Origin of the sequence: Pseudomonas sp. SG20056 (assembly GCF_031764535.1) — a bacterium.
Classification (GTDB): Bacteria; Pseudomonadota; Gammaproteobacteria; order Pseudomonadales; family Pseudomonadaceae; genus Aquipseudomonas.
The window spans coordinates 1,027,282-1,052,188 of sequence record NZ_CP134499.1 but is presented as its reverse complement, the minus strand read 5'-3'; the positions used below and the strand labels follow the sequence as shown (position 1 = coordinate 1,052,188).

Annotated in this window: 30 protein-coding genes, 1 pseudogene and 1 riboswitch; of the genes and pseudogenes, 15 read left to right on the top strand and 16 right to left on the bottom strand. The window is 60.1% G+C overall.

Annotation, left to right across the window (positions count from 1 at the left end; translation table 11 throughout):
* Window positions 1–81 precede the first annotated feature (81 nt).
* A complete protein-coding gene (gene grpE, locus RHP75_RS05080; RefSeq protein ID WP_311090731.1) occupies window positions 82–651 on the bottom strand; it encodes a nucleotide exchange factor GrpE in 570 nt (189 codons plus the stop codon).
* Between the two features lie 155 nt (window positions 652–806).
* Here grpE and recN point away from each other — a divergent pair, with 155 nt between their 5' ends.
* Window positions 807–2,480, top strand: a complete 1,674-nt coding sequence (gene recN / locus RHP75_RS05075; RefSeq protein WP_311090730.1) for a DNA repair protein RecN — start codon at window positions 807–809, stop codon at window positions 2,478–2,480.
* Window positions 2,481–2,542: 62 nt separating this feature from the next.
* Here the strand turns inward: recN and fur are convergent, their stop codons facing one another.
* On the bottom strand, window positions 2,543–2,947 hold the full coding sequence (gene fur, locus RHP75_RS05070) for a ferric iron uptake transcriptional regulator (RefSeq protein WP_311090729.1): 405 nt from the start codon (window positions 2,945–2,947) through the stop codon (window positions 2,543–2,545).
* A 97-nt stretch (window positions 2,948–3,044) separates the two neighbouring features.
* Between fur and RHP75_RS05065 the strand changes: the two genes are divergently transcribed.
* Complete coding sequence (locus RHP75_RS05065) at window positions 3,045–3,563, top strand: outer membrane protein assembly factor BamE (protein ID WP_311090728.1); 519 nt, start codon at window positions 3,045–3,047, stop codon at window positions 3,561–3,563.
* Between the two features lie 75 nt (window positions 3,564–3,638).
* On the opposite strand, the gene RHP75_RS05060 is transcribed toward RHP75_RS05065, so the two are convergent.
* The 3 genes from RHP75_RS05060 to RHP75_RS05050 are packed head-to-tail and all read right to left on the bottom strand — an operon-like array spanning window position 3,639 to window position 5,824.
* Entirely contained in the window at window positions 3,639–3,959 is a 321-nt protein-coding gene (locus RHP75_RS05060; RefSeq protein ID WP_311090727.1) for an RnfH family protein, read from the bottom strand.
* Window positions 3,952–4,386, bottom strand: coding sequence for a type II toxin-antitoxin system RatA family toxin (locus tag RHP75_RS05055; protein WP_160015947.1), 435 nt, complete (start codon window positions 4,384–4,386; stop codon window positions 3,952–3,954). The genes RHP75_RS05060 and RHP75_RS05055 overlap by 8 nt, the downstream gene beginning before the upstream one ends.
* 34 nt (window positions 4,387–4,420) lie before the next feature.
* The gene (locus tag RHP75_RS05050; protein WP_311090726.1) at window positions 4,421–5,824 is read right to left on the bottom strand and encodes a sodium-dependent transporter; all 1,404 of its coding nucleotides are present in this window, start codon (window positions 5,822–5,824) and stop codon (window positions 4,421–4,423) included.
* A 166-nt stretch (window positions 5,825–5,990) separates the two neighbouring features.
* Here RHP75_RS05050 and smpB point away from each other — a divergent pair, with 166 nt between their 5' ends.
* Entirely contained in the window at window positions 5,991–6,473 is a 483-nt protein-coding gene (smpB, locus tag RHP75_RS05045; protein WP_090255207.1) for an SsrA-binding protein SmpB, read from the top strand.
* Window positions 6,474–6,534: 61 nt separating this feature from the next.
* Here the strand turns inward: smpB and RHP75_RS05040 are convergent, their stop codons facing one another.
* The gene (locus tag RHP75_RS05040; protein ID WP_311090725.1) at window positions 6,535–7,164 is read right to left on the bottom strand and encodes a LysE family transporter; all 630 of its coding nucleotides are present in this window, start codon (window positions 7,162–7,164) and stop codon (window positions 6,535–6,537) included.
* An 82-nt stretch (window positions 7,165–7,246) separates the two neighbouring features.
* Between RHP75_RS05040 and RHP75_RS05035 the strand changes: the two genes are divergently transcribed.
* From RHP75_RS05035 to RHP75_RS05020, 4 genes are all read left to right on the top strand, one after another.
* On the top strand, window positions 7,247–8,212 hold the full coding sequence (locus RHP75_RS05035) for a 2-hydroxyacid dehydrogenase (RefSeq protein ID WP_311090724.1): 966 nt from the start codon (window positions 7,247–7,249) through the stop codon (window positions 8,210–8,212).
* Between the two features lie 28 nt (window positions 8,213–8,240).
* Complete coding sequence (locus RHP75_RS05030; protein WP_311090723.1) at window positions 8,241–9,239, top strand: class I SAM-dependent methyltransferase; 999 nt, start codon at window positions 8,241–8,243, stop codon at window positions 9,237–9,239.
* Between the two features lie 36 nt (window positions 9,240–9,275).
* Window positions 9,276–9,411, top strand: a riboswitch (yybP-ykoY riboswitch).
* A 72-nt stretch (window positions 9,412–9,483) separates the two neighbouring features.
* Window positions 9,484–10,068: a TMEM165/GDT1 family protein gene (locus tag RHP75_RS05025; protein ID WP_311090722.1), complete on the top strand. Its 585-nt coding sequence runs from the start codon at window positions 9,484–9,486 to the stop codon at window positions 10,066–10,068.
* Window positions 10,069–10,173: 105 nt separating this feature from the next.
* Window positions 10,174–10,617 carry a ketosteroid isomerase-related protein gene (locus RHP75_RS05020; RefSeq protein WP_311090721.1) on the top strand — a complete coding sequence of 148 codons (444 nt, stop codon included), beginning with the start codon at window positions 10,174–10,176 and terminating at the stop codon, window positions 10,615–10,617.
* A 54-nt stretch (window positions 10,618–10,671) separates the two neighbouring features.
* Here the strand turns inward: RHP75_RS05020 and RHP75_RS05015 are convergent, their stop codons facing one another.
* Entirely contained in the window at window positions 10,672–11,484 is an 813-nt protein-coding gene (locus RHP75_RS05015) for a M48 family metallopeptidase (protein ID WP_311090720.1), read from the bottom strand.
* A 178-nt stretch (window positions 11,485–11,662) separates the two neighbouring features.
* Between RHP75_RS05015 and RHP75_RS21190 the strand changes: the two are divergent.
* Window positions 11,663–12,892: pseudogene (locus tag RHP75_RS21190) on the top strand (methyl-accepting chemotaxis protein); the annotation flags it as partial.
* A 63-nt stretch (window positions 12,893–12,955) separates the two neighbouring features.
* On the top strand, window positions 12,956–13,798 hold the full coding sequence (locus RHP75_RS21185) for a methyl-accepting chemotaxis protein (protein WP_409079724.1): 843 nt from the start codon (window positions 12,956–12,958) through the stop codon (window positions 13,796–13,798).
* 64 nt (window positions 13,799–13,862) lie between these two features.
* Here the strand turns inward: RHP75_RS21185 and RHP75_RS05005 are convergent, their stop codons facing one another.
* The 3 genes from RHP75_RS05005 to RHP75_RS04995 form a co-directional block, all read right to left on the bottom strand.
* Entirely contained in the window at window positions 13,863–14,480 is a 618-nt protein-coding gene (locus RHP75_RS05005; protein WP_311090718.1) for an SOS response-associated peptidase, read from the bottom strand.
* A gap of 63 nt (window positions 14,481–14,543) precedes the next feature.
* Window positions 14,544–14,804: a putative signal transducing protein gene (locus RHP75_RS05000; RefSeq protein WP_311090717.1), complete on the bottom strand. Its 261-nt coding sequence runs from the start codon at window positions 14,802–14,804 to the stop codon at window positions 14,544–14,546.
* Window positions 14,804–14,986 carry a CPXCG motif-containing cysteine-rich protein gene (locus RHP75_RS04995; RefSeq protein WP_090375916.1) on the bottom strand — a complete coding sequence of 61 codons (183 nt, stop codon included), beginning with the start codon at window positions 14,984–14,986 and terminating at the stop codon, window positions 14,804–14,806. Before RHP75_RS04995 ends, RHP75_RS05000 begins: the two co-directional genes overlap by 1 nt.
* A 127-nt stretch (window positions 14,987–15,113) precedes the next feature.
* On the opposite strand from RHP75_RS04995, the gene RHP75_RS04990 reads away from it, so the two are divergent.
* A complete protein-coding gene (locus RHP75_RS04990) occupies window positions 15,114–16,280 on the top strand; it encodes a 1-acyl-sn-glycerol-3-phosphate acyltransferase (RefSeq protein ID WP_311090716.1) in 1,167 nt (388 codons plus the stop codon).
* Between the two features lie 63 nt (window positions 16,281–16,343).
* Here RHP75_RS04990 and RHP75_RS04985 read toward each other — a convergent pair whose 3' ends face one another.
* Window positions 16,344–16,631, bottom strand: a complete 288-nt coding sequence (locus RHP75_RS04985) for a hypothetical protein (protein ID WP_311090715.1) — start codon at window positions 16,629–16,631, stop codon at window positions 16,344–16,346.
* A 273-nt stretch (window positions 16,632–16,904) separates the two neighbouring features.
* Here RHP75_RS04985 and RHP75_RS04980 point away from each other — a divergent pair, with 273 nt between their 5' ends.
* Entirely contained in the window at window positions 16,905–17,111 is a 207-nt protein-coding gene (locus RHP75_RS04980; RefSeq protein ID WP_311090714.1) for a hypothetical protein, read from the top strand.
* Window positions 17,112–17,195: 84 nt separating this feature from the next.
* Here the strand turns inward: RHP75_RS04980 and RHP75_RS04975 are convergent, their stop codons facing one another.
* The gene (locus RHP75_RS04975) at window positions 17,196–17,780 is read right to left on the bottom strand and encodes a YajG family lipoprotein (RefSeq protein WP_090375928.1); all 585 of its coding nucleotides are present in this window, start codon (window positions 17,778–17,780) and stop codon (window positions 17,196–17,198) included.
* A gap of 229 nt (window positions 17,781–18,009) precedes the next feature.
* Here RHP75_RS04975 and RHP75_RS04970 point away from each other — a divergent pair, with 229 nt between their 5' ends.
* Both RHP75_RS04970 and mqo read left to right on the top strand, forming a co-directional pair.
* Window positions 18,010–18,243 carry a hypothetical protein gene (locus RHP75_RS04970; protein WP_311090713.1) on the top strand — a complete coding sequence of 78 codons (234 nt, stop codon included), beginning with the start codon at window positions 18,010–18,012 and terminating at the stop codon, window positions 18,241–18,243.
* Between the two features lie 456 nt (window positions 18,244–18,699).
* Window positions 18,700–20,202, top strand: a complete 1,503-nt coding sequence (gene mqo, locus RHP75_RS04965) for a malate dehydrogenase (quinone) (RefSeq protein WP_311090712.1) — start codon at window positions 18,700–18,702, stop codon at window positions 20,200–20,202.
* An 85-nt stretch (window positions 20,203–20,287) separates the two neighbouring features.
* On the opposite strand, the gene RHP75_RS04960 is transcribed toward mqo, so the two are convergent.
* From RHP75_RS04960 to RHP75_RS04950, 3 genes are all read right to left on the bottom strand, one after another.
* Window positions 20,288–20,650, bottom strand: a complete 363-nt coding sequence (locus RHP75_RS04960) for a PilZ domain-containing protein (protein ID WP_090255242.1) — start codon at window positions 20,648–20,650, stop codon at window positions 20,288–20,290.
* 60 nt (window positions 20,651–20,710) lie between these two features.
* Window positions 20,711–21,133, bottom strand: coding sequence for a DUF4124 domain-containing protein (locus tag RHP75_RS04955; RefSeq protein WP_160088746.1), 423 nt, complete (start codon window positions 21,131–21,133; stop codon window positions 20,711–20,713).
* A gap of 68 nt (window positions 21,134–21,201) precedes the next feature.
* Window positions 21,202–21,576, bottom strand: a complete 375-nt coding sequence (locus tag RHP75_RS04950; protein ID WP_160088748.1) for a tetratricopeptide repeat protein — start codon at window positions 21,574–21,576, stop codon at window positions 21,202–21,204.
* Between the two features lie 149 nt (window positions 21,577–21,725).
* Here RHP75_RS04950 and RHP75_RS04945 point away from each other — a divergent pair, with 149 nt between their 5' ends.
* Together RHP75_RS04945 and pyk are read left to right on the top strand one after the other, a co-directional pair.
* The gene (locus tag RHP75_RS04945) at window positions 21,726–22,523 is read left to right on the top strand and encodes a tetratricopeptide repeat protein (RefSeq protein ID WP_311090711.1); all 798 of its coding nucleotides are present in this window, start codon (window positions 21,726–21,728) and stop codon (window positions 22,521–22,523) included.
* An 88-nt stretch (window positions 22,524–22,611) separates the two neighbouring features.
* Window positions 22,612–24,063 carry a pyruvate kinase gene (gene pyk, locus RHP75_RS04940; RefSeq protein WP_170049100.1) on the top strand — a complete coding sequence of 484 codons (1,452 nt, stop codon included), beginning with the start codon at window positions 22,612–22,614 and terminating at the stop codon, window positions 24,061–24,063.
* Window positions 24,064–24,124: 61 nt separating this feature from the next.
* On the opposite strand, the gene RHP75_RS04935 is transcribed toward pyk, so the two are convergent.
* A complete protein-coding gene (locus tag RHP75_RS04935; RefSeq protein WP_311090710.1) occupies window positions 24,125–24,898 on the bottom strand; it encodes an enoyl-CoA hydratase in 774 nt (257 codons plus the stop codon).
* Window positions 24,899–24,907: the final 9 nt, after the last annotated feature.

Below are 24,907 nucleotides of genomic sequence, written 5' to 3'. Positions count from 1 at the left end.
TTGATAATCCCGCCGCTGATCGTTGCCAGCGGCGGTAGCACTAAAACGCTTGACTGTTTAATGGGGGCAGCTCGGCGAATTTCAAGCCTGCTCATCGATCGATGGCGGCGCTTCTACCGGCGCCTTGCTGACCACCACCATGGCGGGGCGCAGCAGACGACCATTGAGCATGTAGCCCTTCTGGAACACCTTGAGCACGCTGTTTGGCTCGACACTGGTGCTTTCCTGCATCGCCATCGCCTGATGGTGTTCGGCGTTGAACGGTGCACCATGCGGATCAATGGCTTCCAACTGGTGACGCTTGAGGGTGTCGCCGAACAGTTTGAGCGTCAGTTCCATGCCCTCACGTACTGCCTTGATCGCCTCATCATCAGGACTCGACAGTTCAAGACCGCGCTCCAGACTATCCACCACCGGCAACAGGTCGTTGGCGAATTTCTCCAGAGCGAATTTGTGCGCCTTCTCTACATCCTGCTCGGCGCGGCGGCGCACATTCTGCAGATCGGCAGCCATGCGCAGCGACTGATCCTGCGCAGTAGCCAGTTGCTCTTCCAGCGCTTGCACGCGGGCAACCAGGTCATCACCCGCAGCCGCTTCGGCAGCTGTTTGTACATCGGGGTTCTGCGTATCCAGGGTCTGTTCGTCAGCCATGCGTCTCTCCTCTTATAAATCCGACGCGAGCCTCAACTCACGTACCTGACCGCTATATGGGGTCAAAAAATGTGGTTTCAAGGACTGCAGACGGATTGTCAGCTCACAAAAAAACACTGTATAAATAACCAGACATGAACTTGGGAGGCCTCGCCATGCTGGTGCACCTGTCCGTACACAACTACGCCATCGTTGAACACCTTGATCTAGAGCTGGACGCCGGCATGAGCGTGATCAGCGGCGAAACCGGTGCCGGCAAGTCGATCATGCTCGACGCCCTCGGCCTGACCCTGGGTGATCGCGCCGACAGCGGCGTGGTGCGCCCCGGTGCGGACAAGGCGGACATCCTCGCCAGTTTCGACCTGCATGACATCCCCGAAGCCCGCGCCTGGCTGGCCGAGCGTGATCTGGACAATGACGGCCCGTGCATCCTGCGCCGGGTGATCACCACCGAAGGCCGCTCGCGCGGCTATATCAATGGCTCACCCTGCCCGCAAGGCGATCTCAAGGCTCTGGGCGAGCTGCTGATCGACATCCACAGCCAGCACGAGCACCAATCCCTGCTCAAACCCGACACCCACCGCCGCCTGCTCGACGAATACGCCGGCAGCCAGGAGCTGGCGCGCCAGGTGCAGCTCGCCGCACAGCGCTGGAAGCAGACCAAAAATGAGCTGGAGCGGGTTTCCAGCATCGGCGACGAACAGCGCGCACGTCATCAGCTGCTCAGCTACCAGCTTGAGGAGCTGGATAATCTGGCCTTGGGTGAGGACGAGCTAGAACAACTGGAGCAGGAACATAAAAACCTGACCAACGCGGAAAGCCTACTCAGCGCCTGTCGCCTGGTGATTGAACAATGCAGCGAGAATGACGCCGGCAACGTGCTGTCCGCCCTGACCAGCAGCCTTAATCGCCTCGGCGCTTTTCAGGGTCAGCCCGGCGCACTCAGCGAAGCCACCAACCTGCTGGCCAGCGCACAGATCCAGGTAGAAGAAGCCGTCGGCGAGCTGAACCGCTTTCTCGACCACTTCGACGCCGACCCCGAGCGCCTGCAGCAAATGGAAGAACGCCTGGACGCGATCTACACCCTGGCGCGCAAGCACCGCATCCAGCCAACCGAGCTGAGCGCCATGCAGCAACAGCTATTCGAAGAACTGGAAAGCCTTAACGCCGATGACCAGGCCGCCGAACGCCTGAGCGACGAACTGGCCGCTTTCGAACGGCATTACCAGGAAAAAGCAGCGGAACTCAGCACCCTGCGCAACAACGCCGCCAGCCAGCTGGCCAGCGCGGTCGAGCAGGAAATGCAGACCCTCGGCATGCCTGGTGGGCGTTTCAACATCAAGCTGACCGTCAATAGCAACAGCGAGCCTCACCCCAATGGCCTGGAGCAGCTGGAGTTTCTGGTCAGCGCCAACCCGGGCCAGCCCCTGAAGGCTCTGGCCAAGGTCGCCTCAGGCGGCGAGCTGTCGCGCATCAGCCTGGCGATTCAGGTAATCACCGCGCAAACCTCGCGGGTGCCAACCCTGGTATTCGATGAAGTCGACGTCGGCATCGGCGGCCCCACCGCCGAAGTGGTCGGACAGCTACTGCGCCGCCTCGGTGAACGCGGCCAGGTACTCACCGTCACCCACCTGCCGCAAGTTGCCGCGCAAGGCCATCAGCACCTGTTCGTGCACAAAGTGCGCGAAAGCGATGCCACCCGCACCGCGGTGAGCAAACTCAGCCCTGCGCAACGGGTCGAGGAAATTGCACGCATGCTCGGCGGCGTTGACCTCACCGAAGAATCCCTGGCACATGCCCGGCAGATGGTCGGCAGCGCCCAGGCCTGATTGAGCAGGCCCTAGAAAGCACAAAGGCGACCCTAGGGTCGCCTTTGTTATGCCTGCATCAATCAGGTTTTCTTGCGCACATACAGCACAAGATTGTGATCGACCAACTCGAAACCGTGCTCTTTTACGATTTCTTTCTGACGTTTTTCGATCTCGGCATCGAAAAACTCGATCACGTCACCGGAATCGACACAGACCATATGGTCGTGATGGCCGCTGTCCGCCAATTCGAAGACCGCATGACCGCCATCGAAGTTATGACGAACCACCAGACCTGCTGCTTCAAACTGGGTCAGCACGCGGTACACAGTCGCCAAACCTACGTCGTCACCCGCCTCCATCAGTGCCTTGTAGACGTCTTCAGCACTCATGTGGCGCTGACCGGCGTGGTCGAGCATTTGCAGTATCTTGACCCGTGGCAGGGTCACTTTCAGGCCAGCCTTGCGTAGTTCGCTATTTTCAACCATGGTCTGCTTTCTCACGGAAGCGGCTTCGCAGCTTCCTTTATTGCGGGTATGATCCGGGGTTATATTGCCCAGCCAAGATAGTGGAAGTCGCCCACCGATGCAAAAAACCAAACTCCTGCTGACCAGCCTCACCCTTACGGGGCTACTCGCACTCGCCGGTTGTTCATTCCCCGGGGTTTATAAAATCGACATCCAACAGGGCAATGTCGTCACGCAGGACATGATAGACCAGTTGCGGCCGGGAATGACCCGCAAGCAAGTGCGGTTTATCATGGGCAACCCCCTGCTCACTGACACCTTCCACGCCAATCGTTGGGACTACCTGTACAGCATCCAGCCTGGCGGCGGCCAGCGCCTGCAGGAGCGTGTAAGCGTTAACTTCAATGCCGACGACCAACTGGTTGGCTTGTCAGGCGACTTTATGCCGGGCGTCAGCCGCGACCAGGCCATTCTGGGTGAAGACAGCGGCGTAACCACTCCGCAAACCACTCAGCAGCCGCAAGTTGAAGAGAAGCCTGCGCCAGGCTCGCTGCTTGAACAGATTCAGCGCGAAGTGGACGACGTGAAAGTCGTGCCAGTGCCGACTCCAGAACCTCTGGAAAGCACCCCGCAGTAATATTTGCTGATAAAAAAGCCCGGGCATGTCCGGGCTTTTTTATGCCTGTATCTCTGCAAATCACACGTTCCGCACTTACTGCCCAGCTTCCTCGGCCTTGGCTTGCGCTGCTTTGGCAGCACGCTGCTTGCGCACTTCTTTCGGGTCAGCGATCAACGGCCGGTAAATCTCCACCCGCTCACCCTCTTCCAGCACACGCTCATCGGGCTTGCTCACCGCCTTGCCAAATATCCCCAACGGGCTGTTGTGCAGATCCAGATCGGGAAAATGCGCCTGCATTCCGGACTGCACCGCTGCCTGACGCACCGTAGTGCCATAAGGCAAACTCAGGCGCAGCAGCTTCTGCTTATCGGCCAAGGCATAGACCACTTCGACCACGATATTTGGTTTATCCATAGAGTTGTTTGGCCCTTTGGCAGAATGCATCGACCAGGGTATTGGTGGCCTGATTGAACAGCGGCCCGAGGGTCGCCCGCACCAGCGGCCCCGCATAGTCGAAAGTCAGATCGAGGCTGATCTTGCAGGCCTTGTCACCCAGCGCCTTGAACTCCCAATGCCCATACAGCTGGGTAAACGGTCCCTCGACCAAAGTCAGCTTGATCAGCTCGCCCGGCACCAGCGTGTTGGCCGTGACAAAACGCTGGCTCAAGCCGCCTTTAGCCACCGCAAGGCTGGCGCGCATATGCGTGTCGCTGACCTCAAGCACTTCACTGGCAGAACACCAGGGCAAAAACTGCGGGTAACTGGCCACATCATTGACCAGATCAAACAGCGCCCGCGCGGGATAAGGCAACAGCGCCGAACGCTGAATATGAGTACTCATAACGCAACCACTTGGCTAAACAGGATGCAGGCGATCATTTGCTCAGCTCTGCGACAAACACAATCAGCACACCAATTGGCGCGACCACACGAATCAACCAGTACACCACGTTGAACAGCAGCGGGCTTTTCATCGCCAGCTCTTCGCGCACAGCTTTACGCTTGAGTACCCAGCCGGCGAAGATGGCGAACGCCAGGCCGCCGAACGGCAACAGAATGCGACTGGTCAGGTAATCGATGGTGTCGAAGAAATTCCGCCCACCTTCGGCGCCCCATTGGAACAGGTGGAAACCATCCTCGCCAAAGACAAAGAACTTCGCTTCAGCCCCCAGGTTAAAGGACAGCACCGTACCCATGCCGACCACCCAGCAGAGGAACGCCAGCACGCTGGTCACCAGTACCCGGCCGCGCTTGGTGCGCTCGACCAGATAGGCCACCGCCGGCTCCAGCATGGAGATCGACGAGGTCCAGGCAGCGATCAGCACAAGGATAAAGAACAACGTGCCCATCACCTGGCCAAAGGCGATATTGCCGAACGCCACCGGCAGGGTAACAAACATCAGCCCTGGCCCTGCGCCAGGCTCCAGACCACCGGCGAAGACGATGGGGAACAGAGCCATACCAGCAGTGAGAGCTACCAGGGTGTCGAGAATACCGACGGTGAGAATGGTGCCGCCAATCGAGGCGTTCTTCGGCATATACGAGCCGTAAACCATGATCGCGCCCACACCGACGCTCAGGGTAAAGAAGGCATGCCCCATGGCTGCCAGCACACCATCAAGCACGCGATCCGGCTGGAAATCGAAGAGAAAGTGAAAGCCCTGCATAAAGTGTCCGGTGGTCATGCTGTAACCCAGCAGCACCAGCAGCAGCACGAACAGCAGCGGCATCATGATCCGCAGGCTGCGCTCAAGCCCGGCCACCACGCCACGGGCGATAACAAAGCCGGTCAGCAACATAAACAGCGTATGCCACAGGGTCAGCCGCCATGGATCAGCCGTCAGCGCACCAAACGCCGCACCGGCGCCCTCGGCGCTGACGCCGGCAAATTGCCCGCCGCCCATGCTGAGGATGTAGTCCAGCGACCAGCCGGCCACCACGCTGTAGAACGACAGAATCAGCAGAGCGGCAACCATCCCCACCAGCGCCGCCCATGACCATTTCGGCGAAGCACCCGACTCGATAGCCAGGGTCTTGAGAGTATTCACCGGGCTCTGCCGGCCGCGCCGACCGATCAGGGTTTCGGCGAGCATGATCGGCAAGCCGACCATAAAGATGCACACCAGGTACATCATCACGAAAGCCCCACCGCCGTACATGCCGGTCATATAGGGGAACTTCCAGATATTGCCCAAGCCAACAGCCGAACCAGTCGCAGCCAGAATAAACACCCAACGGCTGGCCCAGGCGCCGTGTATCGAAACCTTATCGTTCGCCATGCTCGGCTAGCCTGCTCTATTGAAAAAAGATCGCGCATTGTCGGGGATTCGCCAGGGCGGCTCAAGCACAGCCGACACCGCGCAGTGCCTAGCCGCCAAGCAGAGCCGATTTTGCCCTGCCGTACACATAGCGCCCGCGCCAGTGACTCCCTATAATGCGCGCCCTATGGCTAAACAAAAGAAACACCCGCAAGGCACCATCGCGCAAAACAAGAAGGCGATGCACGACTACTTCGTCGAATCCAGGTTCGAGGCAGGCTTGGTCCTGGCCGGCTGGGAAGTGAAAAGTCTGCGCGCCGGCAAGGCCCAGTTGGTCGACAGCTACGTGCTGTTGAAGAACGACGAAGCCTGGCTGATGGGCTGCCACATAACCCCACTGACTGCGGCCAGCACCCATGTGATCGCTGACCCGACGCGCACCCGCAAGCTGCTGCTGAATAAACGTGAACTGGACAAGCTATTCGGTGCCGTGCAGCAAAAAGGCTACGCCTGCGTGGCGATGTCGATTTACTGGAAGGCGCATCTGATCAAGTGCGAAATTGCCCTGGCCAAGGGCAAAAAGGACTTCGACAAGCGCCACACCGAGAAAGAACGCGACGCCGACCGCGAAGTGCAGCGCGCCATGCGCAGCAAAGGCAAAGACGAGTAAATCGACTCTGCCCTAACGAAAACGGCCCGCAATGCGGGGCGTTTTCGTTGCAGCTCTGGATTTAACGCAACTCGCTGAACGCCAGCTTAACGCCCAAGCCCACCAGCACCGCCCCCATCAGCCGATCAAACCAGTGGCCCATCCGGGCAAAGCTGGCACGCACGCGCTGATGACTGAACAGTTGGGCAACCATGCAGAACCACAGCGCCGTGGCCACCGCCAGATAAACCCCATAGCCCGCCTGTACCGGCAGCGGCGTATGCGGGTTGATCACCACGGTAAACAGCGACAGGAAGAACAGCGTGGCCTTGGGGTTAAGGCCATTGGTCACAAAACCGGCAACAAAGGCGGCACGCGGCGAGCGCTCACCTTCATCCAGGCTCAACTCGGCATCGCTCGGGCTGGCCGGTTTGGCGCGCAATGCCCGAATGCCGATATACAGCAGGTAAGCCGCCGCCAGCCATTTCAGGGCGTTAAACAGCACAATCGACTGCGACACGATCAAGCCGATACCCAGCAGCGAATAGGCCACATGGATAAAAATCCCGCAGCCCACGCCAATCGCACTGAAGATGCCGGCACGCCGCCCGTGCGCCACACTCTCGCGCACCACAATCGCGAAATCCGGGCCAGGGCTGGCCACAGCCAGCAGGTGGATCAGGGCCACAGCTAAAAACTCGGTCCAGTACATGGGGCGGCTCCGCGACGTCGAAATGATTCTGTTAGGCTCGCCACCTTACTCCCCGCTCAAACCTGCAGGATAGATACAGCTGATGAGTAACAGTCACCGCGCCGCCTTTCTCGACCACAGCTCACTCGACCTGGGCGACCTCGACCTGTCCAGCCTGAGCGCCTGCTTTGCCGACCTGCAGTTGTACCCGCACAGCACCCAGGTGCAAACCATCGAACGCCTGCAGGGCGTGCAGGTGGCGATCAGCAACAAGGTGCCGCTGAATGCCGAGGTGTTCGCCGCCTGCCCGGAGCTGAAGCTGGTACTGGTGGCCGCTACCGGGACCAACCCGATTGATCTCAGCGCCGCCCGCGCCCACGGCGTGATCGTCAGCAACTGCCAGGGTTACGGCACGCCTTCGGTGGCACAACACACCCTGATGTTGCTTCTTGCCCTGGCCACACGCCTACCCGATTACCAGCGCGACGTTCGCGCCGGACACTGGCAGCAGGCGCAGCAGTTCTGCCTGCTTGATCACCCGATCGTCGAGCTGCACGGCAAAACCCTTGGTCTGCTTGGCCATGGTGAGCTGGGCGGTGCAGTCGCCAAACTGGCCGAAGCCTTCGGCATGCGCGTGCTGCTCGGCCAACTGCCAGGCCGCCCTGCACGTGAAAACCGCCTGTCACTGGATGAGCTACTGCCTCAGGTCGATGCACTGACCCTGCACTGCCCGCTGAACAGCGACACCCTGAACCTGATCGACGCCCGCGAACTCAGCCTGATGAAGCCCACCGCCTTTCTGATCAATACTGCCCGCGGCGGCCTGATCAATGAACAAGCCCTGGCTGACGCACTGCGTGCCGGCCACCTGGGCGGCGCGGCGACCGATGTACTGACTCAGGAGCCGCCGAGAAACGGCAATCCCTTGCTCGCCGACGATATTCCAAGGCTGATCATCACCCCGCACAGCGCCTGGGGCAGCCGCGAAGCGCGACAACGTATCGTCGGCCAACTGAGTGAAAACGCTCTGGCCTTCTTCAACGGCACGCCTATGCGCGTTGTCAGCTAAGCTACGCGACTTTTTTCAAGGAGCGCTTATGGACCCGCGAAGCGAAGTACTGCTACGCCAGGCTGATCTATTCAACGGCCCGCTGCTGCTTGCCGGTTTACCAGCAGATGATCTGCTTGGCCAACTCCCTGAAGCCCACGGCTGGAGCTGGCATGCCGGCGAGCACGCACTGCTGGACGCCCGCTTCAGCACTCGCTGTCACTTTGGCACTCAACCTGGAGAACGCGACTTCCAGGCAGCCGTGCTGTTTCTGCCGAAGTCCCGCGAGCTCACCGAATACCTGCTCAATGCCCTGGCGGCGCGCCTGAATGGCCGCGAACTGTTTCTGGTCGGTGAAAAACGTGCCGGCATTGAGCGCGCCGCCAAGCAGCTGGCGAACTTCGGTCAAACACGCAAGCTCGACAGCGCGCGGCACTGCCAGCTCTGGCAAGTACGGGTTGAGTACGCACCCGCCGCGCCGGATCTACACAGCCTGGCACAACGCTACGAACTGGCCCTGACCGACGGACCGCTGCAGGTGCTTAGCCTGCCGGGCGTATTCAGCCATGGTCGCCTGGACGTAGGCAGTGCGCTACTGCTCGAACACCTCGATGGCCTGCCAAGCGGGCATATCCTGGATTTCGGCTGTGGAGCCGGCGTACTCGGCGCGGCGCTGAAGCGCCGCTATCCGGACAGCCAGATCACCCTACTGGATGTCGATGCGTTTGCCGTCGAAAGCAGCCGCCTGACCCTGGCCACAAATGGTCTTGAAGCCAATGTCATCAATGGTGATGGTATCGATGCCGCTCCCACGGGATTGAGTGCAATCCTCAGCAACCCGCCCTTTCACCAAGGCGTGCACACCCACTACCAGGCCACCGAGCATCTGCTACAGCAGGCCAGCCAGCACCTGGCCAGCAAAGGCGAATTGCGCCTGGTCGCCAACAGCTTTCTCAAATACCCACCGCTGATCGAGCAACACCTAGGCCCCTGCAAGACCCTGGCCGACGCCAAGGGCTTTCGCATCTACCGCGCCAGCAAAAGCTAAACGGGGCTTGCCCTATCACGGATGCGCGGGCAGAATGCGCGCGTCCTAGGGGAGTAGTCTCCCGCGAGCGCCAGCTCGCCCGGCACGCGTCAACATACTTGCTCAGCAGAGCATGGCGCGTGCGACCCAAGGCCCACTCAGAGGGGCCGGCGGTTTGACAAGACCTATGACACGCACACCTTACCCGGGGCGGGAAGGCTGTACGTGTCATAGCCGTGTCGACCCGCCCCTTTAGGAAAGCCTGATGCTCGAATCCCTGTTTGTCCCCACCTTTATCGTTGCCTTGGCCGAAATCGGCGACAAGACGCAGCTGCTCGCACTGCTGCTGGCCGCGCGTTTTCGCAAACCCTGGCCGATCATCTGGGGCATTGTGGTCGCCACCCTGGCCAATCATTTCGCCGCAGGCGCCATCGGCAACTGGGTTGCCAGCTTCTTCTCCCCCACCACGCTTAGCTGGATTCTTGCCGCCAGCTTTGTTGCCGTAGCGCTGTGGACGCTGATCCCGGACAAGCTGGATGACGATGAAGACTCCAAGCTCAAGCGTTACGGCCCATTCCTGACCACCCTGATTGCCTTTTTTCTCGCGGAGATGGGCGACAAGACCCAGATCGCCACGGTGATGCTGGCCGCGCAATATCCGCACTTCATTCTGGTGGTCATCGGCACCACACTGGGCATGCTGATCGCCAACGTGCCGGTAGTTCTGGCGGGCAACTTTGCCGCCGAACGCCTGCCACTGACCCTGATTCGCCGCTTGGCCGCCTGCGCCTTTGCAGCGCTGGCCGCCTATGCGGGGTATCAAGCACTGAAGTTCAGCGGGCTAATTTGACATCAAGTTGACGCCAGGGCTCTGGCGTTTCGGCCAATACCCCAGTTTCCAGACGGCTGCTACAGTGCGCAACATCCTGCCCACTCAGCCGTCAGGGAGACACTTATGTCACTGGATGATCGGAAAAGACTGGTACGCCATCATATCGACCTGTCGTGGAACAAAGGCCGTACCGCGCTAGCAGAACAACTGCACAGCAAAGACTTTCTCTACAAGAGTTCGTTTATCGGCCGACCACTGACCAGTCCCGCCTTTGCCCAGATGGTGCAGGACATCCGCCATGCCATGCCGGATCTGCAGGTGGTGATCGAGGAATGCATCGCCGAGGGCAACAAAGTCGTTACCTGGAGCACCCTGATCGGCACCATCCAGAAACCTGCACTCGGCTACCCGCCCAGCGACAAAGTGCTGAGCATTTCAGCCATGGCCTTCTGGACCATCACCCCGAGCAATGAGATTCAGGAAATCTGCACCATGTTCGACATGGAAAGCTTCCGCTCACAACTGGGCCTGGCCACCCAACCCTTTGCCGCCAAGGCATTACCCTGAACAAATAACACCCAATAAAAAGCCCCCAATCGGGGGCTTTTTATTTACCGCGTTTTAGCGCGCTTGCTCATACAACGGCATCACCTTGGGAATCGCTGCCTGCAGAGAAGCGATTCGGCTGCTCGACGAGGGGTGCGTGCTCATGAACTCAGGCGGAGCACCTTCGCTGGCTGCGGCCATTTTCTGCCACAGACTGACCGCAGCATTGGGGTTGTAGCCACCACGGGCTGCCAGTTCCAGGCCGATCAGATCGGCTTCGTTCTCATTGCCGCGACTGTTTGGCAGCATCATGCCGTACTGCACGGCCGCATCGGCCAAGGCCAAACTGTCGGAGCCCAGACCGAGCAAGGCACCTGCACCCTGTTTGGCCATCTCGACACCATAGGCCTTGGACATCGCCTCACGGCTGTGCTCGCGCAGGGCGTGGGCCATCTCGTGGCCCATGATTGCGGCGATCTCATCGTCGGTGAGTTTGAGCTTCTCGATAATACCGCTATAGAAAATGATCTTGCCGCCTGGGCCGCAGTTGGCGTTCAGCTCAGGGCTCTTGATCAGGTTGACCTCCCATTGCCACTGCGCCGCATCCGGACGGAACAACGGAGCATGCTTGATCAAGCGATCGGCAATGGTGCGCAGGCGTTTGGCGTTATTGCTGGTTTTATCCAACACGCCCTTGCTGGACGCCTCGCCGAGGGTCTGCTGGTAAGACTGCGCATACATCTGATTGACCTCTTGGGTCGAGAGCATGCTGAACATATATTGCTTGCGCTCAACACCTACGGCGCCGCCACTGGTGGTGTTCACAGCCTGGCAAGCCGTCAGCAGGCTGCAGAGCGCCAGACTGGCCAGACGAAATGGGGTATTCATGTCAGTTCTCCTTCACGACAGGGACCGTATGCTAGGCCGTGCACCAGGGCAAAACAACCCGCACGACTTGCACTATGGCCCCTCAGGCTCTTTGCTAGATACAGCGGCGAGCTAATGCTTTGAAGCTACGCTGCCGATAAGCTAGGGACAGGCGCAACTGACACGTTGAGGAGTCCCTATGCGATTCAAGTCGATCCAGTCCTCCGTAGCACTTATGGCGGGGGCCAGCATCCTGGCAGTAGTCGTCGCCCTGGTGCTCTACGCCCTATTCGCAGGAGCGCGCACCCAGACCCAAGTGCAAGAACGCACTCAAGGCCTATTAGAGGATGTGATCGACCAACGCCTCAACGCTCTGGCCAAAGCTCAGGTCGGCCAGCTGCAGCGCCAGTTTGAACACCCTATGACCGTCGCCAAATCCCTCGCCACCCTCAACAGCCAGATGGGCAGCACAGATGGCAGCGCCGGTATCAGCCTGACCCGAGAAGAGTTGAGCAATCTGGTCGGTGTTTACCTCAAGGCTAACCCGGAATTACTTGACCTCTACATCGGCTGGGAGCCCAACGCTTTCGACCAGGACGACGACCTTTACGTTAATCAGAAGGAAAGCGGCTACGACCATACCGGTCGCTTTATGCCGTGGTGGTACCGGGATGGCGACCAACTGAAGCTCGACGCCCTGACTGTGGAGCAGATGGAAAGCGAGGAAGTTCAACCCACCGGCGTGCGCACCGGCGAGTATTACCTGTGCCCTAAGGAAACCGGCAAGCCCTGCGTGATTGACCCGGCCTCCTACGACTTTGGCGGCAAGCAGGTACTGGTCGCCGCCTTCAACGCGCCGATCATGGTCAATGGCCAGTTCCGCGGCATTGCCGGCAATGATCTGGCCTTGGACTTTATTCAAGAACTGCTCACAACTGCCAAAGCCGAGCTGTATGACGGCGCAGGGGAACTGGCCCTGATTGCCTCCAACGGCACCCTGATCGCCGCCACTCAGGACGCAGCATTGATTGGCCAGCCGGCGAGCGAGGCCATTGATGTCGAGCTGCTGAGTCAGCTCAAGCAGAGCAGCAACGACCAGACGATCAACAAACTCGACGAAGAGCGCCAACTACTCCAGCTGCTGCTGCCGTTCCAGGTTGCCGGTACATCAACACGCTGGACCCTGGCCATCGTACTGCCGACCAGTGCGGTATTCGCAGACCTGAATGAGCTGCAAACCGGACTTACTGAGCAAGCCGAGGCTGACACCCTGGGTATGGCTCTGGTGGGCCTACTGGTGGCCGGCATTGGCATGCTGGTGATCTGGTTTGTCGGCTACGGTATCGCCCGCCCGCTGCGGCAGATGGTGACCATGCTCGACGATATCGCCCAGGGCGACGGCGACTTGACCTGCCGCCTGGAAGTAAACCGCAGTGATGAACTGGGTGATATTGCCAAGGGCTTCAATACCTTCCTCGGCAAGCTGCAAAGCATGATTACCCAGGTGGTCAGCTCGGTACAGAAAGTCAGTGACTCCTCCGAACACACCGCCGACATCGCCATCCGCACCAACACCGGCGTGCAGAAGCAGCTGGCGGAGATCGAACTGGTCGCCACTGCCGTGCATGAAATGACCGCCACCGCCCAGGACGTGGCGCGCAACGCCACCCATGCGGCCGAAGCAGCCAATCACGCGGACCGCGCCGCCAATCAGGGCAAGCAGACAGTGCAACACACGGCCGACGCAATTGCCGCCCTGGCGCAGGAAATCGGCCGCGCAGTCACTGTGGTGCAAACGCTGGCCAAGGACAGCGAGAACATCACCGCCATCCTGGTGGCTATCCGCGGGATTGCCGAGCAAACCAACCTGCTCGCACTCAACGCGGCCATCGAGGCGGCCCGCGCGGGCGAACAAGGTCGTGGCTTTGCCGTGGTGGCCGACGAGGTGCGCAACCTGGCGCAGAAAACCCAGAAGGCTACCGAAGAAATCCAGACCATGATCCAGCAACTGCAACAGGGCACCCGCGATGTGGTCACGGTCATGGAAGACAGCCAGAGCAAGACCGAAATCAGCGTGCAACAAGCCAGTCAGGCCGCCGAAGCGCTGGAATCGATCACCCAGGCGGTCTCGGTGATCAACGACATGAACACGCAGATCGCCAGCGCCGCCGAGGAACAGAGCGCGGTGGCCGAAGACATCAACCGCAACGTCACCAATATCGGCCAGGTGGCCAATGAAGTGGCCGGCGGTGCCGACGAGGCCAGCCAGGCCAGTGCAGAGCTGACCAAGCTGGCCGAACAGCAACGCCGCCTGATCAACCAGTTCAAAGTCTGATCTAGCTGCAACAAAAAGGGCGGACTGCCATGCAGTCCGCCCTTTTTTGCGCCCTGATAATGGCCTAGGCCGGCGTCAGGCACTCAGGCGCATCGAGCTTGGGATCATTGATCAGATTCGCCAGCACCCGCTCGCGCAGCGCCGGTTGCGCACTCGCCAATAAAGCCTGCAAATCGGCCATCGGGGTATCGGCAGCCAACCAGGCGGCCTGCCCGGCGTCATCGAGGATCAGTGGCCGCCGCTGACTGGCCGCCGCCTGAGTCACCACTGCCGCGCTCAGGTAGACGCAACCTTCAACCGGATAGGCTTCCCACAAAGCAGCGAAATACAACGGTGTGCTCTCGCCAGTGAGCCAGTACGGACGCTTGCGCGCCGTGCCGCGCCACTCGTAAAAACCGTTGGCCGGGAGCAGGCCGCGACGCAGGCGAAACGCCTCGCGAAACATCGGCTGCTCGACCAGGGTCTCTGCACGTGCCTGGGCCGGGGTCTTGGTCAGATCAGTCAACCAGGGCGGCGTCAGGCCCCAACGCGCGCGCGTCAACTGGCGCTCACCCTCGACGTTGCGCAGCAGCAACACCTGGCTATTGGGGGAAATGCTCCAGTGCGGCAACTGATCAGCGGGAAAACCGGGAATCGCCGCAAATGCAGGCGTCCAACGGAACAGGGCATAACGTCCACACATGGAAAACTCGATAACAGTCGAAATAAAGACAGCAGGGACGACGCAAAGCAGACCGTAAGGCTCTTAGCAGAGCAACGTACCTTGGAAACTATCCGGCTCATCGCCGGGCAGCGGCAGCGCGGCATTGTACGCGGCGATCAGTTGTTGTGCGCTGTGCGCCTGGTCATCCTCAACCATCACCCCGAGCAAACCGCAGGCCGGTAACTCACCCACAGCGCCAGCCAGATGCCGCCCAGTGAGATAGGCTTCGATGCCCTCACTGGCCAGCATAGCCAGCAGCAACTCGCCCTCCATCAGGTCCTGCGGCTCGTAGATTCGCTGCATCAGTCATTCTCCCCGCGCACGTCCAGGCTCCAGTCCTCACCGTCGGTCTGCAGCGAAAACACGATGGGCCGGCAACACACCGGACAGTCTTCGATGTACTGCTGATCGCCAGCAGAAAGGTCGAGCAGCGCCTCTACCTGCTCGCCACAGTAGGGGCATTGGTAGTCCTGGCTTTCCAGCATCGCTGTCTCCTTGTGACTTGGCGTTATAATCGCCGGTCTATAGCTGGCCCTGCAGTCGCGCACTATCCATACCACGCGCGACGACCGGTGCAATGAGCATCTCCACAGCCAACCACAACAAGAGAGCATGATGGGCGAATTCGATGCCATCCGACCTTACGCCGACGCCGAAGTCCCTGCCGTGCTGGCGCGCCTGCTGGCCGATGATGCGTTTCTTGGCATCCTCACCCAGTTCCGCTTCCCGCGCCTTGCGGCACCTTTAGGCTGGTTGCTTAAACCACTTATAGCCTATCGCCTGCGTCTTGAGTTTCGTGACGTGAGCTCGGTGGCACAATTGCAGACGCGCATCGAGAGTTATGTCGACCGCACCATTGAGCAGGCCACCGATGGCGTGAGCTATTCCGGCATCGAACACTTGCAAGCCGGCAACGCCTATCTGTTCCTGGCCAACCACCGCGATATCGTCATGGACCCGGCGTTCGTCAACTACGCGGTGTACCACGCCGGCCTGCCAACGCCGCGTATTGCCATCGGCGACAACCTGCTGCAGAAGCCCTTTGTCAGCGACCTGATGCGCCTAAACAAGAGTTTTATCGTGCACCGTTCGATCAGCGGACGGCGCGAGAAGCTGGCGGCCTATCAGCTGCTGTCGGCCTATATCAATCACTCGATCCGCAACGACGGCGAATCAATCTGGATCGCCCAGGCCGAAGGCCGCGCCAAGGATGGTGATGACCGCACCGATTCGGCGATCCTCAAGATGTTCCATATGAGCCGCAAGGGTGAGCCATTCGCCGAGGTGATCAATGCCCTGCGCCTGACCCCGGTGTCGATCAGCTACGAGTACGACCCCTGCGACCAGGCCAAGGCCCGCGAGTTGTTTATCCGCGCCAACACTGGCAGCTACACCAAGGTGGCAGGCGAGGATGATCAGAGCATCGCCCTCGGTATCACCGGCTATAAAGGCCGCGTGCATGTGCACTTCGGAGCGCCAGTCAGCCAGGGCCTGGAAGACAGCAAACTGCTGGCTGCGGAAATGGACCGGCAGATTCTCAGCGGCTACCGGCTGTTTCCCGTGCATTACCTGGCCTATGCCATGTGGGCTGACCGCGACCCGGAGCTAGCCGTGCCCAACGCTGCCGAGTTATTCCCAGCCGCTGAGCTCAGCGCCGCCAAGAACGAATGGCAGCGGCGCCTGGCCAACTGCCCGAGCGAGCAGCAGCCCTACCTGATCCTGCAATACGCCAATCCGGTGCGTAACCAGTATCGGATCAAGGCTGGCCTGCCGCTGTAGGCAAATCGCAGCCAGAAAAAACGGCAGCCAATGGCTGCCGTTTTTATTGCCTGAGAAACCAGGTTACAGCTGTGTGCTAAGCCAGGACAGCAGCAGTGACGACGCCAGGCAGGCATAACCAAAGCGGTAGAAAAACTGGTTCAGGCGCAGTGTCGGCTCATCGCAGGCAAAAGCCTCATCCGCCAGTTCATTCAACTGATTGCCCGCCAGCAAGCGGGCCTGCGCACGCTGTTCGCGCAAACGGGTAGCCAGGAGTAACCAGGCACCCGCCAGGGCGAAAAACAGCGCCAGCCCATTCAGCCACTGCCCAGGCTGACCTTCAATCAGCAACCAGAGCGCTTGCAACGACATGCTCAACCTCGACTACGTCTATAAGGCATGCGGTCAACGTCACGCCTGATTAGCAACACACCCGATGCAGCATCGGGCAGTCCAAATACGGCCGCGGAGTCTACCGAAGGTTGCCGCACTCGCGGTTCGATTCCGACGAATCGCAGTCGCTATGACCAAGCGGTCTAAACACTGTCATCTGCCTGAGCTATGGTCTAACACTCGTCCCAACGCCCTAGCCCAAAAGGCTTCAAGCACGGTGACAGGTCTTAAACATCCATGGAGGAACGCACCATGCTGCACGCGCAACCGCAAGACCGTGACTACCTGATCGATTCACTGGATGACGTGGAAGCCGTCATCGACGGACTGTCTTTCAATGTGCAGGACGACCACTGGCTGGTCTACTGCGCCATGGGCGGCCATGAGCATTACGCCCTGCCAGATGTCGATGCGCTGACCGGCATGAGCATGCCGGAGTTTTACAGCGAGGCCGCCTAAAGCCAGGGACATCGCCGCAGGCCGCAAGATACAGACGTAAAAAAGCCCGGAAGAGTCCGGGCTTTTTCATTACCGCAGCAAGAGTTATTGCGCGAGCATCTGGCCGATGGTCGGATCCTTGAAGGCGCGAGTCAGGGCATCGCTCAACACATCGCTGATCAGCTTGGTATTGGTCGCCTGATTCGGCGCCATACCGAAGCGCTGGTTCAGCGACGCGCCGTAACGGCCGCTGTAGCGCCGGCTGCTGTTCTGCACATCCACGCGGAAAGTCGCGGTCATGTCAGCTTCAGTCACGTACAGGCCTTCTTTCGGCGACTGATACTTCAGTTCGGCCAGGGTCAGGGTTAGCTGTGGCGCGTTGTAGGCGTTGGCGCTTGGGGTAAAGCCGAGCAGACGTACAGCCGCTTCAGCCTGGGCCTGCAGCTTGGGCAGGATGTCCTGGCCGGTCACGCTGATGGCACTGGTTTCCGGGTAAAGGCCACCACGGGTACCCAGTACAGGCGAGGGACGACCATCGGCCACCCGTACCACCACCGGCTGGCCCTGGCCAACGGCGGTCAGTGGGCTATTGAGTTTGGGTTGTGGGCTGAGTTGTTGCGGGCTGTGGGCACAACCCACCAGAGTAAGGCTGGCAACAGCCACCAGACCAAACAGCAGACGATGCAGCATGCTCAACTCTCCATAAATAAGGGGTAGAAGTGGCGCGCAGTATAACCAGCGCGGTAAATGCCTGACAGCGCTGCTTAAAGGGTCTGCTGCCATTTCCTGCGGCAACGCGGCTCGCGATGAAACGGCAACAGCCCCTAAGACGTTTATCGCGGCCACTGGTTCCCGTAACGCCCTTGTCATGCGCGTCAGGCATAAGACTTTAGTCTTCTCTGTTCGTGAGTGATCCGCCATGTTCTCACTGCGCAACCTGCTCGCCCCACGCCGCCCGATGCGCTCATTTGCCCTGGTCGATGCGCAAGGCACCTGCCGCGCCCTGCGCCAGTCAGCCCAGGCGCCACAAGGCTCCGGCTGGATTGAGGTGCAACACAGCTGCCTGAGCTGGCTCAATCGCCCGCTGCCAGCTGGCGTCAGAACCGTGCAGGTCACGCCATGCCTGCGCCCGCACCAAACGCTGGCGGCCTGACCGGCGGAAGAAGAAAAGTCACGCCAGGCGATCAATTTTCCTGCTTTGCCCTTATAATCGCGCCCCGATTATAAGGACGCCTCCTGTTCGGGCCCTGCCGTCACGCTGATGCACCATTCATCGGCCGCGCCCCAGAGAGTCGCCCACTTCGCGCTGCCTTCCGGCTGCCGCTTTTTCCCACTGTGAAACGCCATGCAGTTGCTGCAATGGTCGCTTTACGTCGAGGAAAAGTCGGCCCAGGCAGACGTGTTTTGAGGTTCACGACTCCAAAAGAGCGTGAAAAAACGGTTTGGAAAACTTCACAAGAGTGTGGCGAAAATGAACGATCTCGCGGTTGGCATCTGCCCCCAGAAGCCTGCTTCCTTCAACCCTGAGCGTCTCGCCGACTGCTGATTGGCTGTGTGCATACATAAGCTGACTAACGTCTATTGAGTGCTGGTTTGCGGAGAAGTGGTAATGGCGCAAAACGATTACGAAACAATGGATGTGGTGCTGGTTGGTGCCGGCATCATGAGTGCGACCCTGGCCGTACTGCTCAAAGAGCTCGACCCGGCGATCAAGCTGGAAGTGCTCGAGATGATGGAGTCAGGAGCGATTGAAAGCTCCAACCCTTGGAACAATGCGGGCACCGGCCACGCAGGCCTGTGCGAGCTGAACTACACGCCAGAATCGGCGGACGGCTCGATCGACATCAAGAAGTCGGTGACCATCAACACCCAGTTCGAAGAATCCAAGCAGTTCTGGGCCTACCTGGTCGAGAAAGGTCGCTTCGGCTCGCCCAAGTCGTTTATCAACCCGGTTCCGCACCTGAGCTTCGTTCGCGGCCAGAAAGGTATCGACTACCTGAAGAAGCGTTTTGACGCACTCACCGCGCATCACGCCTTCGCCGAGATGGAATACACCGAAGACCGTGCCACCATGGCCGAGTGGATGCCGCTGATGCTGCCGGGTCGCGACCCGAACGAGCCGATTGCCGCCACTCGCGTAATGGCCGGTACTGACGTCAACTTCGGCACCCTGACCAAGCACCTGCTCGACCACCTCGGCCAGCAGGCAGACGCCAAAGTCACCTGCAGCCAGAAGGTTGTCGGCCTCAAACGCAATGCCGATGGCTGGCGTGTCAGCGTCAAAGATCAGCAAAACGGCAGCAGCCGTGAGATTCAGGCCAAGTTCGTCTTCCTCGGCGCCGGTGGCGCGGCACTGCCGCTGCTGCAGATGTCCGGCATTCCGGAAGGCAAGGGCTTTGGCGGCTTCCCGGTCAGCGGCCAGTGGCTGCGTTGCGACAACCCGGAAGTGGTCAAACAGCACCAGGCCAAGGTCTACAGCCAGGCCGCAGTCGGCTCGCCGCCAATGTCGGTACCGCACTTGGACACCCGCGTAGTGGATGGCAAAACCTCGCTGCTGTTCGGTCCTTACGCCGGCTTCTCGACCAAGTTCCTGCGTCACGGCTCCTTCCTCGACCTGCCACTGTCGGTACGCCCGAACAACATCGGTCCAATGCTGGCAGTTGCGCGCGACAACTTCGACCTGACCCGCTATCTGGTCAAGGAAGTGCTGCAGTCCGAAGAACAGCGCCTGGAAACCCTGCGCGGCTTCTATCCAGAGGCCAAAGCCGAAGACTGGCGCCTGGAGATGGCTGGCCAACGCGTGCAGATCATCAAGAAGGACGCGAAGAACGGCGGCATCCTGCAGTTCGGTACCGAACTGGTGGCTGCCCAGGACGGCTCCATCGCTGCCCTGCTCGGCGCATCGCCAGGTGCCTCGGTCACCGTGTCGATCATGCTTGATCTGATCCAGCGCTGCTTCGGCACGCAGGTCAAATCAGAGCAGTGGCGCAGCAAGCTGAACGAGATCTTCCCAGCCATGGGCGCAGTGCTCGCCAGCGATGCCGAGCGCTACCGCGAAGTGCAATCGCGCTCCGACGCGTTGCTGCAGTTGGAACAAGCCGTCAGCGCCTAAACCGTACTGCAATAAAAAACCGCCTCTCGGGGCGGTTTTTTATTGCCTTTCATTCGCTGAAGGCCGTTTCAGGCTAATCGCGTATTTAAGCGGATGCGGGCATCGGCCGGAAACTGAAGTAATGCCGCAAGGCATCAACCATCTCGACGTAATCACCTGGGGGCGCGACTAGGGCGAAACCCGAGTCATAACTGCCGGGCGTTACATCCTCTCGGGACCATTGGCAGGTGGCCGAAAAGTCGATGTAGTGCGGGGCATCGTGCCCAGGAATTTTCAGACGCATATCAAAACGCGCGCCCACTAACAGGGGTAGCTGACTGATTAACATCAACCCGTCCAATGAGACATTACCGATATAGCCCATGGGCTTGTCGGTGATGCGATTGAATACCTTCAGGTAGTAGGGCAGTTGATGGCGTTCGATGCTGCGCTGAATATGCTTTTGCATAGTGGCAAATCGCTATTGATGGCCATTGAGTATGGCCCCACTACTGCGCTTAAACCAGTTTCAGGAACAGCGTTCAGACACCCGACTCTGGAGTTGCTGACGGGCGGTATCAACCTGCTCATCGCTGTAATAGCTGCGCTGACCATCCGCCTCGGTGCGGTAATAGCTTCGCCCCTCAGGGATCGAGGCCAGTTTTTTGCGCAGCTCGTGACATTCCTCGGCGCGTTTGGCCTGTTTTTCCGCAGCCACAGCCGAAACCTGCGCCTGCTCGTCGCGGCGTGCATCGTAAAAACGATTAGTACGCTCTTCGCGCTCACGGGTCAGCTGATCGCGTTCGACCACCTGCGGTTTGACTTCGACCTTTTCGGCTCCAGCCGCCGCTGGACGCTGACCGAAGTGCACCTGGCCATTGGCGTCGGTCCAGCGATAGATTTCCGCCGCCGCCAACCCCGGCAATAGCAACAGGCACAACAAGACGCGCATGGATTCCCTCCCGTAAAAACTCAGCTTACTGCCGTGTAGACCCTTCTTTGTCCTGTGACGACCAACGGTCAGGGCTTGACCGGGGTGACCTTGACCGCCGCACCAGCGCCTTCATGCCCCAGCTCGCGCAGAGTATCCATGCGTGCACGGGCGCGATAGGCGTACTCGCTGGCCGGGTAGTTGGTGACGATGAACTGATAGGTCTGCATCGCATCAACGAACAGCGCCTGACGTTCCAGGCACTGGCCGCGCAGCAGGGAGATTTCCGGCTGCATGTAACGCCGCGAACGGCTGTTGCGCTCGGCCTTGGACAGCGACAGGATCGCTGCTTCGCACTCGCCACGGTCATAGGCCTCATAGGCACTATTGAGGTGGTGATCAAACGAGTAACGGTTGCACCCCGCTACACCCAGCACCAGCAGAACAATAAACACTAAGCGCATAAGCCTCTCCTCCGATGAGCAGTGTATCGACTGCCCAGGAAAATTCTGCAGCAACATATCCTCTGATGGGTAATGCCGCCAGCCACTTGGCCACCGCCCGCTCGCCTGACTAGACTAGCGCGCAACGGCCATTGCGCCCAGGAGCTGTCATGTCGTCGTCACCTCGCCTGTTAGTGCTGCTGTGTACCGCTCTGTTGAGCGCCTGCTCGCCCACCACACCGCTGTTTATTGCGCAGATCACCACCAACGAAGTGGTCGAATACAAAACCCTGAAGAACAACCGCATGCTCGCAGCCATTGAGGATGAAGGCGACCTGCTGACCTACAGCGCCCAGGCCATCCGCGACGCCAAAAGCGAACAAGCCGAGCAGCTGTACCTCACCGGTTACCGTGACGAGAAGCTCAGCGATGAGGTGCGGGCCATCTCGCTGTACCAGATCGGCCTGCTCTATATGAACCGTTTCAACGACCAGCGCGACGACAATAAAGCGCTCAACTATTTCTATCAGGTGCTTAACCAGTTCCCATCCAGCCGGGCTGCCGAACGGGCCGAGGCGCGGATTGTGATGATCCGCGAGCGCGCAGACGAACCTGTGCACAAGACCTCGCGCGAACTGCTGGCACACTGGAAACCCAACCAGCAACTTGACCTGTACAAGCCCAGCCTCGATACCGACATGACCCTGCTGTCGCGCCGCGCCGTACTGAAAAACCGCGTCAGTGAAGCCGAAGAGCTGTACCTGCTGGCCTTGAGCGACCCCGGCATCCCCGCCGACATCAAGGAAAAAGCCCTGTACCAACTCGGCCTGATGTACCTGGCACCAGACAACCCGCAGGCCAGCCGCGACAAGGCCATCACCTACCTGCGCCGTCTACTGGTGCAATTCCCCGATAGCGACCTGAACACCAAGGCCGCCCGCCATCTGGACCAGGCACTTAATCGCTAGCAGGTGGGCCAAGGTAGTACAGAGGAACAATGACTACAGGGTTGCGGCATAGTAGCCTCATGCGCAGCTGCCACTCAGGAGTCTGTGCATGACCTTTCGCCGCACCAAAATCGTCGCCACCCTCGGCCCCGCTAGCAACAGTCCAGAGGTGCTTGAACAACTGATCATCGCCGGCCTGGATGTCGCCCGCCTGAACTTCTCCCACGGTTCGCCCGATGAGCACAAAGCCCGCGCCAAGCTGGTGCGTGAATTGGCGGCCAAACACGGCCGCCACGTAGCGCTACTGGGTGATCTGCAAGGCCCGAAGATCCGTATCGCCAAATTCGCCAACAAGCGCATCGAACTCAAACTCGGCGACCGCTTCACCTTCTCCACCAGCCACCCGCTCACCGCCGGGACACAAGACATCGTCGGCATCGACTACCCGGACCTGGTCAAGGATTGCGGCGTCGGTGACGAGCTGCTGCTAGACGACGGCCGTGTGGTCATGCGCGTGATGGAAGCCACCGCAGATGCCCTGCACTGCGAAGTGATCATCGGCGGCCCGCTGTCCGACCACAAAGGCATCAACCGCCGTGGCGGCGGCCTGACTGCGCCGGCGCTGACCGAGAAAGACAAGGCCGATATTAAACTGGCTGCCGAGATGGAGCTGGACTACCTGGCCGTGTCCTTCCCGCGCGATGCCGACGACATGCATTACGCGCGCAAGCTGCGCGACGAAGCCGGCGGCACCGCCTGGCTGGTGGCCAAGATCGAACGCGCCGAAGCGGTGGCCGACGACGAAACCCTCGACGGCCTGATCCGCGCCAGTGATGCGGTGATGGTGGCCCGTGGTGACCTGGGGGTGGAGATCGGCGACGCCGAGCTGTGCGGCATCCAGAAGAAAATCATTCTGCACGCCCGCCGCCACAACAAGGCGGTGATCACGGCCACGCAGATGATGGAATCGATGATCCAGAATCCGATGCCGACCCGCGCGGAAGTCTCCGACGTGGCCAACGCCGTGCTCGACTACACCGACGCGGTGATGCTCTCGGCGGAAAGTGCCGCCGGTGCCTACCCGCTGGAAGCCGTGCAGGCCATGGCGCGCATTTGCCTGGGCGCGGAAAAGCACCCAACCAGCAAAAAATCCAGCCACCGCATGGGCACCGAGTTCGAGCGCTGCGACGAAAGCATCGCCCTGGCGGCCATGTACACGGCCAACCACTTCCCCGGCGTGAAAGCGATCATCGCCCTCACCGAAAGTGGCTACACGCCGCTGATCATGTCGCGCATCCGTTCTTCGGTGCCGATCTTCGCCTTCTCTCCGCACCGCGAAACCCAGGCCCGCGCGGCCATGTTCCGCGGCGTTTACACCGTGCCTTTCGACGCAGCCGCCTTGCAACCGGCGGAAGTCAGCCAGGCCGCGGTGGACGAGTTGCTCAAGCGCGGCGTGGTGCAGGCCGGTGATTGGGTGATCCTGACCAAGGGCGACAGCTACCACACCATCGGCGGCACCAACACCATGAAGCTTCTGCATGTCGGTGAAGCGCTGGTATAACTGCTGCACTGCAATGCAAAAGGCCGCTCAATTGAGCGGCCTTTTTGTTTGCCTCAAGGCATCAGGCGAACTTGCTGAAATCCGGCGTGCGCCGCTGCATAAAGGCCGTCAGCGCTTCGATGGCTTCCGGCGAGCGTAGGCGCTGCCCGAATAAGGCGCCCTCTTCCTCAATCACCCGGCGCAGCTCTTCACGATCCGGCGCACGCATCAGGCGTTTGCTATCGGCCACGGCAGCTGGAGCCAACTGCTGAAAGCGCATCGCCATTTCCCGGGCCTTGCCCAGGGTTGCCGCGCCGCTATCCAGCGCCTGATTGGCGATGCCCCAGGTTGCAGCCTGCTCACCGGTAAAGCTCTGCCCGAGCAACAGCAGTTCGGCAGCGCGGGCGTGGCCGAGCAAACGCGGCAGAATCAGGCTGGAACCGTATTCGGGGCACAGGCCAAGGTTGACGAAGGGCATCTTCAGCGTGGCATCACGGCTGACATACACCAGGTCGCAGTGCAGCAGCATGGTGGTGCCGATACCCACCGCAGGGCCGTTGACGGCGGCCACCACTGGCTTGCTGAACTCGAACAGCGCCTGCATAAACTGGAACACTTCGCTGTTCAGCCCGGTGGGCGGCGCCTTGATAAAGTCGGCGACATCATTGCCGCTGGTAAAACAGCTCTCGCTGCCGGTGATCAGCACAGCGCGCACGCTTTTATCCTGATCGGCCTGCACCAGCACTTCGGCCATACCGCTGTACATGGCGCGGGTCAGGGCATTCTTCTTGTCGGGGCGGTGCATGCGCAAGGTCAGCAACCCTTGTTCACGCTCAACCAGCAGATGCTCGCTCATCATCACTCC

Bases quoted from the DNA above. Each gene is read 5' to 3' on its own strand.
- grpE (WP_311090731.1), bottom strand. From the start codon at position 651: ATGGCTGACGAACAGACCCTGGATACGCAGAACCCCGATGTACAAACA.
- recN (WP_311090730.1), top strand. From the start codon at position 807: ATGCTGGTGCACCTGTCCGTACACAACTACGCCATCGTTGAACACCTT.
- fur (WP_311090729.1), bottom strand. From the start codon at position 2,947: ATGGTTGAAAATAGCGAACTACGCAAGGCTGGCCTGAAAGTGACCCTG.
- RHP75_RS05065 (WP_311090728.1), top strand. From the start codon at position 3,045: ATGCAAAAAACCAAACTCCTGCTGACCAGCCTCACCCTTACGGGGCTA.
- RHP75_RS05060 (WP_311090727.1), bottom strand. From the start codon at position 3,959: ATGGATAAACCAAATATCGTGGTCGAAGTGGTCTATGCCTTGGCCGAT.
- RHP75_RS05055 (WP_160015947.1), bottom strand. From the start codon at position 4,386: ATGAGTACTCATATTCAGCGTTCGGCGCTGTTGCCTTATCCCGCGCGG.
- RHP75_RS05050 (WP_311090726.1), bottom strand. From the start codon at position 5,824: ATGGCGAACGATAAGGTTTCGATACACGGCGCCTGGGCCAGCCGTTGG.
- smpB (WP_090255207.1), top strand. From the start codon at position 5,991: ATGGCTAAACAAAAGAAACACCCGCAAGGCACCATCGCGCAAAACAAG.
- RHP75_RS05040 (WP_311090725.1), bottom strand. From the start codon at position 7,164: ATGTACTGGACCGAGTTTTTAGCTGTGGCCCTGATCCACCTGCTGGCT.
- RHP75_RS05035 (WP_311090724.1), top strand. From the start codon at position 7,247: ATGAGTAACAGTCACCGCGCCGCCTTTCTCGACCACAGCTCACTCGAC.
- RHP75_RS05030 (WP_311090723.1), top strand. From the start codon at position 8,241: ATGGACCCGCGAAGCGAAGTACTGCTACGCCAGGCTGATCTATTCAAC.
- RHP75_RS05025 (WP_311090722.1), top strand. From the start codon at position 9,484: ATGCTCGAATCCCTGTTTGTCCCCACCTTTATCGTTGCCTTGGCCGAA.
- RHP75_RS05020 (WP_311090721.1), top strand. From the start codon at position 10,174: ATGTCACTGGATGATCGGAAAAGACTGGTACGCCATCATATCGACCTG.
- RHP75_RS05015 (WP_311090720.1), bottom strand. From the start codon at position 11,484: ATGAATACCCCATTTCGTCTGGCCAGTCTGGCGCTCTGCAGCCTGCTG.
- RHP75_RS21185 (WP_409079724.1), top strand. From the start codon at position 12,956: ATGATTACCCAGGTGGTCAGCTCGGTACAGAAAGTCAGTGACTCCTCC.
- RHP75_RS05005 (WP_311090718.1), bottom strand. From the start codon at position 14,480: ATGTGTGGACGTTATGCCCTGTTCCGTTGGACGCCTGCATTTGCGGCG.
- RHP75_RS05000 (WP_311090717.1), bottom strand. From the start codon at position 14,804: ATGCAGCGAATCTACGAGCCGCAGGACCTGATGGAGGGCGAGTTGCTG.
- RHP75_RS04995 (WP_090375916.1), bottom strand. From the start codon at position 14,986: ATGCTGGAAAGCCAGGACTACCAATGCCCCTACTGTGGCGAGCAGGTA.
- RHP75_RS04990 (WP_311090716.1), top strand. From the start codon at position 15,114: ATGATGGGCGAATTCGATGCCATCCGACCTTACGCCGACGCCGAAGTC.
- RHP75_RS04985 (WP_311090715.1), bottom strand. From the start codon at position 16,631: ATGTCGTTGCAAGCGCTCTGGTTGCTGATTGAAGGTCAGCCTGGGCAG.
- RHP75_RS04980 (WP_311090714.1), top strand. From the start codon at position 16,905: ATGCTGCACGCGCAACCGCAAGACCGTGACTACCTGATCGATTCACTG.
- RHP75_RS04975 (WP_090375928.1), bottom strand. From the start codon at position 17,780: ATGCTGCATCGTCTGCTGTTTGGTCTGGTGGCTGTTGCCAGCCTTACT.
- RHP75_RS04970 (WP_311090713.1), top strand. From the start codon at position 18,010: ATGTTCTCACTGCGCAACCTGCTCGCCCCACGCCGCCCGATGCGCTCA.
- mqo (WP_311090712.1), top strand. From the start codon at position 18,700: ATGGCGCAAAACGATTACGAAACAATGGATGTGGTGCTGGTTGGTGCC.
- RHP75_RS04960 (WP_090255242.1), bottom strand. From the start codon at position 20,650: ATGCAAAAGCATATTCAGCGCAGCATCGAACGCCATCAACTGCCCTAC.
- RHP75_RS04955 (WP_160088746.1), bottom strand. From the start codon at position 21,133: ATGCGCGTCTTGTTGTGCCTGTTGCTATTGCCGGGGTTGGCGGCGGCG.
- RHP75_RS04950 (WP_160088748.1), bottom strand. From the start codon at position 21,576: ATGCGCTTAGTGTTTATTGTTCTGCTGGTGCTGGGTGTAGCGGGGTGC.
- RHP75_RS04945 (WP_311090711.1), top strand. From the start codon at position 21,726: ATGTCGTCGTCACCTCGCCTGTTAGTGCTGCTGTGTACCGCTCTGTTG.
- pyk (WP_170049100.1), top strand. From the start codon at position 22,612: ATGACCTTTCGCCGCACCAAAATCGTCGCCACCCTCGGCCCCGCTAGC.
- RHP75_RS04935 (WP_311090710.1), bottom strand. From the start codon at position 24,898: ATGAGCGAGCATCTGCTGGTTGAGCGTGAACAAGGGTTGCTGACCTTG.